The organism is Roseibium sp. Sym1, from assembly GCF_027359675.1.
Lineage (GTDB): Bacteria > Pseudomonadota > Alphaproteobacteria > Rhizobiales > Stappiaceae > Roseibium.
The window spans coordinates 1,435,967-1,448,197 of record NZ_CP114786.1; the positions used below are offsets into that span (position 1 = coordinate 1,435,967).

Here is a 12,231-nt window from a genome sequence, read left to right on the forward strand (position 1 = left end):
TCCCGAGATACCAGAAAATCCAAACCTGCGCTAGCTTGGCGGAAATGAATTCGGAGGGGAAGCAATGCTGGACATTGCCATCATTTGGGACTGGATCGCCTTTGCCGTGCGCTGGCTGCACGTGATCACGGCGATGGCCTGGATCGGGTCGTCCTTTTATTTCGTCGCGCTGGATCTCGGCCTGAAGAAGGCCCCCGACCTGCCCAAGGGCGCCCACGGCGAGGAATGGCAGGTCCATGGCGGCGGCTTCTATCACATCCGCAAGTTCCTGGTGGCGCCGGAAAACATGCCGGAGCACCTGGTCTGGTTCAAATGGGAGAGCTATTCGACCTGGCTCAGCGGCGCCGCGCTCCTGATGATCGTCTACTGGGTGGGCGGCGAGCTTTACCTGATCGATCCGGCCAAGGCGGACCTTGCCCTGTGGCAGGGCGTGCTGATCTCCGCCGCGTCGCTGACCATCGGCTGGATCGTCTATGACCGGCTGTGCAAGTCGAAGCTCGGCGAGAGCCCGACGCTGCTGATGGTGCTCCTGTTCGCGCTGCTGGTGGCCATGGGCTACGGCTACAACGAGATCTTCACCGGCCGGGCAACCCTTCTGCATCTCGGCGCCTTCACCGCGACGATCATGACCGCGAACGTCTTCTTCATCATCATTCCGAACCAGAAGATCGTCGTCGCCGACCTGAAGGCCGGACGCACGCCGGACGCCAAATACGGCAAGATCGCCAAGCTGCGCTCGACCCACAACAACTACCTGACCCTGCCGGTCGTGTTCCTGATGCTGAGCAACCACTACCCGCTCGCCTTCGCGTCCGAATACAACTGGCTGATCGCCGCGCTGGTGTTCCTGATGGGGGTCACCATCCGGCATTATTTCAACACCAAGCACACAGGCGCGCCCGCCCCGACCTGGACCTGGCTGGCCACCGCGATCCTGTTTGTCGCCATCATCCAGCTGTCCATGGCCCCGCTGCAGCAATCAAGCTGGGAGGCCTCGGAAGCCCGCGAGCTGACGCCGACCGAACAGGTCTTTGCCAGTGCCGAGGGTTTCGACGATGTCATGGCGATCGTGCCCGGCCGCTGCGCCATGTGCCATGCCCGCGAGCCTTTCTACGAAGGCATCCACTGGGCGCCCAAAAACGTTTTGCTGGAAACGGAAGCCGACGTGGTGCGCGCCGCCAAGCAAATCTATCTCCAGGCCGGCGTCACCAACGCCATGCCCCCGGCCAACGTCTCCTTCATGGAAGAGGCCGAACGGAAAAAGATCATCCGGTGGTACAAGAATGCGCAGGCACAGCTGCCCTTCGGAGTGGCGACCGCGCAGTAGGTACCGGACCGATGCTTTCTGAAACGCTCCTCCTTGCGGGGAGCGCTTTTGTTTGGGGCACTGCGTTACGCCCCACCTCGGGTGTCACCCCGGACGCAGCAAAGCGGAGATCCGGGGCCCACTCGCCGCGCAGCTTGCTGAAGGAGTGGAGGTTCGCTCTAGATAGCTTCCGCCCCACTCAGCACTCTGGAAATGAGTAGGCCCCGGGTCTTCCTGCGGTCGCCCGGGGTGACACCGAGTTTTTGACTACCACCTTGCCGCCGTCATTCCGGACAAGTGCAGCGCAAACTGCACGCCGATCTGAAACTCAGCGTGCCAGCGTGAGCGCGAGCGAACACTCCTAGTTCAAGGAATCCGCACATTCAGATTGCGCCTCGCCATAGAGATTGTAGACGTCTGAAAGTGACGCATTGTTTTCGGATCTATCCGCCAGCTTGTCTGCGATTCTAGCCAGATAGATCGCAGCCAACTCGCAGTCGAAATACTTGTTGAACTCGGTGGGAAGCTTATAATTCGCCTCCGGATCAAGAAACCCGACGACACCCAGATGCTTGTATATCAACAATTTTGTATCAAGCGATCTCATTTTGGAGAATTCAATGCGGCTCGCATTCAAGGCCGCCCCGGCTTCCAACAAGAGGCTTTGATCTGTCTCAGTGATGACGCCGTTGCGCATTTTCAAAAGGTTTTGCGCGATTGATTGGATGTCTTCGTAAAGATTTTTCGCGGCCAAGCGCACCTCTTGCCTGCTAAGCGGTTCTTCGGCAAGTCCGACGGTCGGCACGAATAGAAGCAGCATAAGAAATGCGGATTTCATGGACATCCTCTGCAGTGACAAAGCATCAGACTAAAGCGACATCACGTCACCGCCTACCCGCCCACATCCGCATTCTGGATCACGAAGTCCACGAAATGGCGGATCTTCGGGTCCTGGAGGCGGCGGTGGGGGTAGAGGCAGCCGAAAATGGTCGGCGGGGGCGGGGTCTCGGGCAGGATCTCGACCAGGCGGCCGCTGTCCAGATGCGCGGCGACATCGAAGCGGGGCTTGTTGACGATGCCGTGGCCGGCGAGTGCCCAGTCGGTAAGGACATCGCCATGGTCGGCGTCCATGTTGCCGGCGACCTGCAGCTTGCGCGGGCCTTCCGGCGTCTGCAGGACCCAGAAATATTCCGGCGAACGCGGATAGCGCAGCAGCAGGCAATTGTGCTCCTCGGAGAGGAGATCGTCCGGTGTCTGCGGCGTGCCGTGCTTGTCCAGATACTCGGGCGCCGCGCACAAGACGCGCGGGCAGTCGGAGATCTTGCGCAGTTTCAGGTTGGAATCCTGCGGCGTGCCAATGAAGAAGGCGACGTCCAGCCCGTCGGACATTATATCGACCTTGCGGTCGGAGAGCCGCATATGGACCTCCGTTGCCGGAAACTTCTCGACAAATCTCGGCACCAGCGGCGCGATGATGCGCCGGCCTGCTCCGAGCGGCGCCGTTACGCGGATGACGCCGCGCGGGGTGTCGGAGAAACTCGCGACGGCGGCTTCCGCGTCCTCGATCGATTCCAGTGCCTTCACCGCATGATCGTAAAAGACCTTGCCGACCTCTGTCGGCGTCAATGAACGGGTGGTGCGGTTGAAGAGGCGCACGCCGAGATGCTTTTCCAGCTCCTTGATGCGCTTGCTGGCGACCGCCGGGGTCAGGCGTAAGTCACGTCCGCCGGAGGTGATGCTGCCCAGCTCGACCACGCGCGTGAACACGCGCAGGGATTCCAGATAGGACATCGACCCTCTCCATCGTTTGAAAAGCCACGTGTTTCCAGAACCTTGCCTTATGACACCGACTTTCGTCGCATCTCCAGATCAACAGTATCGCACGGCTATTTTCAATGATTTGTTGAAAGAATTTCCGGAATCACCGGATTTTTCGCAAGGGTGACGAAGCGTAGCGTTCCCGCTCAAGAGAAGAAAACTTTCCCGAGGACGCAATGACCCACCGCCCGGACATCCGGTTTCTGCTGAATGGTGCCGACGTTTCGCTCAAGGACGTCGAAGCCGACAAGACACTGCTCGACTTTCTACGCCTGGAGCGCCGCCTGACCGGTTCCAAGGAAGGCTGCGCGGAAGGCGATTGCGGGGCCTGCACCGTTCTGGTCGGCCGCCTGGTCGAGGGTGCGCTCACTTGTGAGACCGTCAATGCCTGTATCCGGTTCCTCGCCTCGCTCGACGGCTGCCACGTGGTCACCATCGAGCACTTGCGCGGCGAGAATGGCGGCCTGCACCCGATCCAGCAGGCGATGGTCGATTTTCACGGCAGCCAGTGCGGCTTCTGCACACCGGGCTTCGTCATGTCGCTTTATGCGCTGTGGATGGCAAATCCGGAGCCGACCGAGACCGAGGTCGAAACAGCCATCCAGGGCAATCTCTGCCGCTGCACCGGCTACCAGCCGATCGTCGCCGCCGCCATGGCCGCCAACCGCTATGGCAGCCCTGCGCGGGATTTCCTGGAACTGGAACGCACCGGCCTGACCGAACGCCTTGCCGCTTTGAAAGACGGCCGGCGCGTCGTCACCGGCCCCGCCGACAACCAGGCCATCGTTCCGGCCGATGTCGACGACCTCGCGGCTGTTCTTGAAGAAAACCCCAACGCGACCATCGTCGCCGGGTCGACCGATGTCGGTCTCTGGGTCACCAAATTCATGCGCCCCATCGGCCCGGCCGTCTTCATCGGCCATCTGGAAGAGCTGAAATCGGTCACCGTCACGGACACCGCGCTCGAACTCGGCGCCGGCGTCACCTATTCGGAAGCGCAAGAGACGATCTGCGAGATCTTCCCGCATCTCAAAAGCTACTGGGACCGGATCGCGGGTTGCCAGGTCCGCAACATGGGCACAATCGGCGGCAACATCGCCAACGGTTCGCCCATCGGCGACACGCCGCCCGTGCTGATCGCGCTCGGCGCCCAGATCGTGCTGCGCAAGGGCGCCGGGCAACGCAGCCTGCCGCTGGAAGACTTCTTCATCGAATACGGCAAGCAGGACCGGACCCCGGGTGAATTCGTCACCAGCATCCTGATCCCGCGTCCGCGCGAAGGCCAGCTCAACGCCGCCTACAAGATCTCCAAGCGCCGCGACGAAGACATTTCCTCCGTTGCCGCCGGGTTCTCGGTCACCGTTGCGGGCGGCCGCATCACCGACTGCCACCTGGCCTTTGGCGGCATGGCCGGCACGCCGAAGCGGGCCGAAAAGGCGGAAGCCGCGCTGCGCGGCCAGCCCTGGAACGAGGCCTCTTTCCAGGCCGCCGCCCGGGCACTCGGTGCCGACTTCACCCCGCTCAGCGACTGGCGCGCCTCGGCCGATTACCGGCTGACCGTCGCGCGCAACCTGCTGCAGCGCTTTTTCCTGACCCATGACGAAACGACCGCCGAACCGGTCGATCTCATGAGCGCGTGACCGGAGACAAGCAAGATGAAACACGACGTCATCCAGCACGCGAAAGCCACGATCAGCGGCGGTGTCCACAAAGACCGGCGCCACGACAGCGCCGAGAAACATGTCACCGGCCGCGCGGACTATTGCGACGACATTGCCGAACCGCAGGGCACGCTGCACGCCTATCTCGGCGTTTCCACCGTCGCCCATGGCCAGATCAAGACGATGGATCTTGCCGCCGTCAGGGCGGCGCCGGGCGTGGTCGGCGTCCTGACCGCCGAGGACATTCCGGGCCACAACGACATCAGCCCGACAGGCAGACATGACGAACCGGTCTTTCCGACGGAAAAGACCGAGTATCACGGCCAGCCGCTCTTTGCCGTTGTCGCGGAAAGCCGCGACGCGGCCCGGCGCGCGGCCGAATTTGCCAGGATCGACTACGAGGTGCTGCCGCACGCGCTCGATCCGATTGCCGCGCAGGAGGCCGGCTGTCCGCTGGTCACCGACCCGCTCAAACTGGAACGCGGCGACATCGCCCCGGCGTTCGAGACGGCGGAAAACCGGATCAGGGGACGGATCGCCATCGGCGGCCAGGACCACATGTATCTGGAAGGCCAGATCGCCTTTGCCCTTCCGGGCGAGGACGACGACGTCGCCGTTCATTGCTCCACCCAGCATCCGAGCGAGGCCCAGCACATGGTCGCCCATGTGCTCGGCGTGCCGTCCAACGCGGTGACCGTCAATGTGCGCCGCATGGGCGGCGGCTTCGGCGGCAAGGAAAGCCAGATGAACCTCTTCTGCGTCGTCGCCGCGATGGCCGCGAAGAAGTGGAACCGCCCGGTGAAGATCCGCCCGGACCGCGACCAGGACATGACCGCGACCGGCAAGCGTCATGATTTCGTGGTCGATTATGACGTCGCCTTTGACGGCGACGGCCGGATCCAGGCCGTCGATGGCGTCTTCGCGGCGCGTTGCGGCTATTCCTCGGACCTCTCCGGTCCGGTGACCGACCGCGCACTGTTCCACGCCGACAATGCCTATTTCTACCCGCATGTCCGCCTGGAAAGCCGGCCGGTGAAGACCAACACGGTCTCCAACACCGCCTTTCGCGGCTTCGGCGGGCCTCAGGGCGTGGTCGCGGCGGAGCGCATGATCGAGGAGATCGCCTATGCGCTCGGCAAGGACCCCCTGGCAATCCGCAAGGCCAATTTCTACGGCGACCGCGACGGCGGCCGCTGCCTCACCCCCTATCACCAGGAGGTCGAGGACAACATCTTGCCGCGCCTGATCGGTGAACTTGAAAGCTCCTCCGACTACAAGGCCCGCCGCGAGGCGATCCTTCAGTTCAATGCCCGTTCCTCGATCCTCAAACGGGGCATTGCACTGACACCGGTCAAGTTCGGCATTTCTTTCACAGCCACCTGGTACAATCAGGCCGGCGCGCTGATCCACATCTACAATGACGGGTCGATCCACCTGAACCATGGCGGCACCGAAATGGGCCAAGGCCTCAACACCAAGGTGGCCCAGGTTGTCGCCGACGCGTTCCAGGTCGATTTCGAGCGCATCAAGATCACCAGGACGACGACGGAAAAGGTGCCGAACACCTCGGCCACCGCCGCCTCGTCGGGCACCGATCTCAACGGCATGGCCGCGCTGAACGCGGCCGAGCAACTGAAGGAACGCCTGACCACCTTCGCCGCGGAGACCTACGGCGTCGCGCCGGAAGACGTGACCTTTGCCAACAACATGGTCCAGGCCGGCCCTGAGCTGATCCCGTTCAACGACCTGGTGCGCCAGGCCTACATGGCCCGCGTGCACCTGTCGGCGGCCGGGTTCTACAAGACGCCGAAGATCCATTGGGACCGGGCCGCCGGCAAGGGACGGCCGTTCTACTACTATTCCTACGGCGCCGCCTGCTCGGAAGTCGTGGTCGATACGCTCACCGGCGAATACCGGGTCGAACGCACGGACATCCTGCACGATGTCGGCAAGTCGCTGAACCCGGTCCTCGACAAGGGCCAGGTCGAAGGCGCGTTCATCCAGGGAATGGGCTGGCTGACCACGGAAGAACTGTGGTGGGACGACGCCGGCCGGCTCAGAACCCATGCGCCGTCCACCTACAAGATCCCGCTCGCCTCGGACCGTCCGCGCATCTTCAACGTCACTCTGGCGGACTGGTCGGAAAACAGGGAGCGCACCATCAAGCGGTCCAAGGCCGTTGGCGAACCGCCCTTCATGCTCGGCATTTCCGTGTTCGAGGCGCTTTCCATGGCCGTTGCCAGCGTCGCGGACTACCGCGAATGCCCGCGTCTCGATGCGCCGGCGACGCCGGAGCGCGTGCTGATGGCCGTCGAACGGCTGAAAAACCGGGAGTGATATCATGACTTTGCGCTCCAGCCAGGCCGAGGAGTTCTTCGGCTCCGCCAGGCAGATTGTCCGGATCGAACTGACCCGGGTGCGTGGCTCTTCCCCACGGGAAGCCGGCACGGAAATGTTCGTCTCGGCGGACCGGCTGTTCGGCACCATCGGCGGCGGCCAGCTGGAGCACATCGTCATCACCAAGGCCCGCACCATGCTGGCCGAGGGCACCCTGGAAGCCCACCTCGACCTGCCGCTCGGGCCGGAAATCGGCCAGTGCTGCGGCGGACGGGTGGAACTGACACTGAGACGCATGCGCCGGACCGACCGCGACGACGCGCTTTATCGTCTGCGCAGCTACGAAGAGGCTTTGCCCCACGTCTACATCATGGGCGCGGGCCATGTCGGCCGGGCGATTGCCGATCTTCTGCAGCATGCCCCGGTTCATTGCGTGCTGGTCGACATGCGCAAGGAGGAACTGGCGCAGTCAACGGCGCGGGTCGACATGCGCTTGCGCGCCATTCCGGAGGTCGAGATCTTCAATGCACCGGAAGGCAGCGCCTTCATAGTGCTGACCCATGATCACGGCCTCGACTTTCTGCTGACATCTGCGGCGCTGGAACTCGGTCATGCGGCCTATGTCGGCATGATCGGGTCCGCGACCAAGCGCGCCAAGCTGCGCTCCTGGTGTCTCAGCCATTGCGACGGGCTGTCGATCGACCAGCTGACCTGTCCCATCGGCGCCTCGGGCAGCCGGGACAAACGTCCTGAAATCATTGCCGCGTTCGTGGCCGCCGAAGTTCTTGCCGCCCTGACGGCGGGAGACAAGGCCGCCGGCGGCAGGGAGGAGACTGCGCTGCTTCAGGCCGCGCAGTAAACCAACGGCCGCTCCGCCCTGCGGGAGAAGGCGCGGGCCGGTCCTTTTACCTGAAAGGAGACCCGATATGCGGGTTGGGAGGTACGACTACAAACTGTTTTCGCGTGGGGATTTCAGCGCCTTCTGGGCCCTGTTCACCGACAACCTCGTGAACCTGATGGTGCTGGCGGGGATCTGCCAGTTCGTGTTCCAGATGCCGGCGGGCATCGTCTACGGCAAGATCGTTCCGGGCGCGGCCATCGCGATCCTGGCGGGCGTTGCCGTCTACGTTCTGCTGGCACAGCGGGCGGCAAGACAACATGGACGCGCTGTCACCGCGCTGCCCTACGGCATCTCGACGCCGGTGATGTTCGTCTATCTCTTCGGCGTGATCGGCCCGATCTACTGGTCGACCAACGATCCGGTGCTGGCCTGGCAGGTCGGTATCGGCGCCGGTTTCATGGGCGGCATCGTTGCCGCGCTCGGCGCCATCGTCGGCCCGTGGTTGAAAAAGGTCACGCCGCGCGCGGGCATGCTCGGCACACTTTGCGGTATCGCGCTGGTGTTCATCGGCACCGTGCCGCTGGCGACCGTCTTCGAGAACCCGTTCATCGGCTTTGCCTCGATGATCATCATCCTCTGGGGCCTGGTCGGCCGGTTCCGCCTGCCGTTCAACATTCCGGCCGGTCTGCTGGCGCTTGCCGTCGGCACGGTCGTGGCGCTCGCCATCGGCCAGTCGAAGATCAGCTTCGAAGGAGTCGGCTTCTATCCGCCGGTGCCCTATTTCGGAGACCTCGTCGCCGGGATCCAGCATCTCTTCGCCCATCCGGAACTGTTCCTGGTTCTGGTGCCGGTGCAGATCTACAATTTCATCGAGACGATGAATAACGTGGAAAGCGCGGAAGCGGCGGGCGATCACTATCCGGTCGCCACCTGCCAGATCACCGACGGGGCCGGCACCATGATCGGCGCGCTGTTCGGCTCGCCCTTCCCGACCACCGCCTATATCGGTCACCCGGCCTACAAGCGCATGGGGGCCCATGCCGGCTATGTGATCGGTGTCGGCGTGGTCATTCCGCTCGCCGCGTTCCTCGGCCTGCTGGCGTTCCTGAACAACCTGATCCCCGTGGCCGCCGCCGCGCCGGTGCTGGTGTTCGTCGCGCTCAGCCTGATCACCAACACCGCCCACGCGGTGAAGACCGAGCACATGGCCGCCGTCACCATCGCGATGATGCCGCATGTCTCCAGCTTCCTGGTGATCAAGTGGGGCTCGCTGATGGGCGCGCTCGGCGCAACCGGGGCCACCGGCATGCTGGCGCTCGGCGATCCGCAACTGACCGCGGCGATGCTGCAGCAGGGCGCGCATTATGAAGGTCATCTTGCCCTCAGCCAGGGCGCGATCCTGACCGGCCTGATCTGGGGCGCGATCGTTGCCAGCGTCATTGACGGCAAGTTCCGCAACGCCGGCGGCTTTGCCTTCGCGGCCTTCGCGATGGCCTCGGTCGGTATCATCCACTCGGCAAATCTGCACTGGCCGGATTTCTCCACCGTCAGCCTCGGCTACCTGATCGCCGCCGCCTTCCTGTTCATCTATCCGATCTTCCACCGCGAGGAGACGATCGTGCCGGAAGCCGAACCGCTCACCCAGGCGCAGCCCGCACCGGGCGAGTGATCCGAATTTCAAACCAATCCTTCGGGGCGGATCTTCCGCCCCGATTTTCCGATGACTGGAGCAAAACGATGCAATCCGACCGCCTGCTGCTTCGCGGCCGCCTGCTCACCTTCAAGTCCGAGCCGCAAACGCCCGACGACACCGCTGCCTTCGACTATGTCGAGGACGGCGCGCTGTTGATCGAGGACGGCATCATTTTCAGGCGCGGGACCTATTGCGATGTGGTCGCCGAGGCCGGCTGCGCGGACATTGTCGATCACCGGCCGAACCTGCTGACCGCCGGGTTCATCGACACGCATATCCATTTCCCGCAGGTCCAGATCGTCGCCTCCTGGGGCGCGCAGCTGCTGGACTGGCTGAACAGCTATACCTTTCCCGAAGAAACGCGCTTTGCGGACGAAGACCACGCCGCGGCGATGGCCTGCCGCTTCTTCGATCTGCTGACCAATCACGGCACCACCACCGCCGTTGCCTATTGCTCGGTGCACAAGGCCTCCGCCGAGGCCTATTTCGAGGAGGCCGAACAGCGCAACATGCGCATGATCGGCGGCAAGGTGCTGATGGACCGCAACGCGCCGGACGGCCTCAAGGACACGCCGCAATCCGGCTATGACGACACCAGGGACCTGATCGCCAAATGGCATGGCAGAGGCCGCGCGTCCTACGCGATCACCCCGCGCTTCGCGATCACCTCGACCCCGGCCCAGATGGAGATGGCCGGCGCGCTGGTGGCTGAGCATCCGGACTGTTTCGTGCAGACGCACCTGTCTGAAAACAGGAATGAAATCGCCTACACCCTGGAGCTCTACCCCGAGGCACGGGACTATCTCGACGTCTATCAGAGCTACGGGCTTCTGTCGGAGAAGATGCTGCTCGGCCATTCGATCCACCTGGAACCGCGCGAGATCGATGCGCTTTCCGAAACAGGCGCCCGGCCGGTTTTCTGCCCGACCTCGAACCTCTTCCTCGGCAGCGGCCTCTTTGACGATGCCGGCCTGAAAGCCCGTGGCATCACCAACGCGATCGCCACCGACATCGGCGCCGGCACCAGCTATTCGATGCTGCAGACCCTCAATGAAGGCTACAAGATCCTTCAACTCCAGGACCAGAAACTGCACCCGTTCCGGGCCTTCCACTGGATCACCCGCGGCAACGCGGTGGCGCTCGGGATGGAAGACAGGATCGGCACGCTCGACGAGGGCACGGAAGCCGACATCGTCGTGCTGAACGCCCGCGCGACCGAGGCCATGGCCCTGCGCATGGAACGCGCCGAAACCTTGGCCGAGGAGCTGTTCGTGCTGCAAATGCTCGGCGACGACCGCTCCATCGACGAGGTCTATGTCGCCGGCAAGGCGCAGAAAGGCAACGCACCGGTGGTCATCGGTCAGGCGACAGGCTGCAGGGTGTCTGTGGGTCGCGAAAGGGACCTGGTTCTGAGCTGAGACGCGCTGCTTTTTTTCAAACTGGAATTAGACTCGACTTGGCCACAGGCACCGCCAAGCCCCCTCTCCCATTGGGAGAGGGTTGGGGTGAGGGGGCAAACCCCTCGGAATGATTGCAACGTCTGCCCCCTCACCCGGCGCATTCGCGCCGACCTCTCCCAACGGGAGAGGTGACTTGGGGGCGCGACTGACTTTGTGTGGAAACAAACCTCACAGCAAACACCGGTGTCACCCCGGGCGCGCAACGCGCGACCCGGGGCCCACTCATTTCCAGAGCACTTTGTGTGGGCAGCCAACCTTCCTCAAAACCTCTTTCGCTTCAGCAAGCGGTCCCGCGAATGGGCCCCGGATCTGCGCTGCGCTTGTCCGGGGTGACACACGGAGGGGAATGAGCGCATCATTTCTCTCAGGACGTCAGTGAAAGCGTCGTTGTTCCAGAACACGACACATACGCTTGCCAATTCCGTGCCGAATAAGTGTATCTATGCACACTGCGTGTCCGGGAGGGTTTGATGGCAAAAGACATTGTTTTTTATGATTACTGGCGTTCGTCCGCGAGCTACCGCGTGCGCATCGCGCTCAATCTTCTGGGTCTCGAAGCCGACTACCGTCCGGTCAACCTGCTGACGCGCGCCCACCTCGAAGACGACTATCTCAAGCTCAACCCGCAAGGGCTGCTGCCGGCGGTCATCATCGACGGCAAGACGCTGACACAGTCGCTCGCCATCATCGAATATCTGGATGCCACCGTTCCGGACTCCAGTCTTTTGCCCGCGGACATTGACGGCCAGTACCGGGTGCGCCAGCTCTCCTACGCCATTGCCATGGAAATCCACCCGGTCTGCAATCTCGGCGTCGTCAAGCATGTCAGCGACCTCACCGGCGGCGGCGACGAGACAAAGGTCGCCTGGATGCGGCATTTCATCGGCAAGGGGCTTGCCGCCTTCGAGAACCTGCTCGACGACGACGGCCCGTTCTGCCACGGCGCCCGGCCGACCATGGCCGATTGCTGCCTGGTTCCGCAGCTCTACAATGCCGATCGCTGGGGCGTGGACATTTCAGGTTTTGCCAGGATCCGCCGCGTGGCGGGGGCCTGCAATGCACTGGACGCCTTCCGCGACGCCCATCCGGACGTTATCGGCGCGCCGCCCGCCTGA

Annotated in this window: 9 protein-coding genes; 7 read left to right on the top strand and 2 right to left on the bottom strand. The window is 63.2% G+C overall.

Translation table 11 applies throughout. From position 1 onward, the window contains the following. The first annotated feature begins 64 nt into the window (after positions 1–64). Positions 65–1,327, top strand: coding sequence for a urate hydroxylase PuuD (locus tag O6760_RS06480; RefSeq protein ID WP_269584671.1), 1,263 nt, complete (start codon positions 65–67; stop codon positions 1,325–1,327). 340 nt (positions 1,328–1,667) lie between these two features. Here the strand turns inward: O6760_RS06480 and O6760_RS06485 are convergent, their stop codons facing one another. After that, the gene (locus O6760_RS06485; protein ID WP_269584672.1) at positions 1,668–2,144 is read right to left on the bottom strand and encodes a hypothetical protein; all 477 of its coding nucleotides are present in this window, start codon (positions 2,142–2,144) and stop codon (positions 1,668–1,670) included. Positions 2,145–2,197: 53 nt separating this feature from the next. After that, on the bottom strand, positions 2,198–3,097 hold the full coding sequence (locus tag O6760_RS06490; RefSeq protein ID WP_269584673.1) for a LysR family transcriptional regulator: 900 nt from the start codon (positions 3,095–3,097) through the stop codon (positions 2,198–2,200). 203 nt (positions 3,098–3,300) lie between these two features. Here O6760_RS06490 and xdhA point away from each other — a divergent pair, with 203 nt between their 5' ends. The 6 genes from xdhA to maiA all read left to right on the top strand — a co-directional run bounded on the left by xdhA (position 3,301) and on the right by maiA (position 12,231). Further along, positions 3,301–4,764 (top strand): xanthine dehydrogenase small subunit, encoded by a 1,464-nt coding sequence (gene xdhA, locus O6760_RS06495; protein ID WP_269584674.1) that lies wholly within the window; start codon positions 3,301–3,303, stop codon positions 4,762–4,764. Between the two features lie 15 nt (positions 4,765–4,779). Beyond that, entirely contained in the window at positions 4,780–7,122 is a 2,343-nt protein-coding gene (xdhB, locus tag O6760_RS06500) for a xanthine dehydrogenase molybdopterin binding subunit (RefSeq protein ID WP_269584675.1), read from the top strand. 4 nt (positions 7,123–7,126) lie between these two features. Then, on the top strand, positions 7,127–7,981 hold the full coding sequence (gene xdhC / locus O6760_RS06505; RefSeq protein WP_269584676.1) for a xanthine dehydrogenase accessory protein XdhC: 855 nt from the start codon (positions 7,127–7,129) through the stop codon (positions 7,979–7,981). Positions 7,982–8,048: 67 nt separating this feature from the next. Beyond that, positions 8,049–9,632, top strand: a complete 1,584-nt coding sequence (locus O6760_RS06510) for a xanthine/uracil/vitamin C permease (protein ID WP_269584677.1) — start codon at positions 8,049–8,051, stop codon at positions 9,630–9,632. Positions 9,633–9,700: 68 nt separating this feature from the next. Then, entirely contained in the window at positions 9,701–11,074 is a 1,374-nt protein-coding gene (gene guaD, locus O6760_RS06515; RefSeq protein WP_269584678.1) for a guanine deaminase, read from the top strand. A 512-nt stretch (positions 11,075–11,586) separates the two neighbouring features. Then, positions 11,587–12,231, top strand: a complete 645-nt coding sequence (gene maiA / locus O6760_RS06520) for a maleylacetoacetate isomerase (RefSeq protein ID WP_269584679.1) — start codon at positions 11,587–11,589, stop codon at positions 12,229–12,231.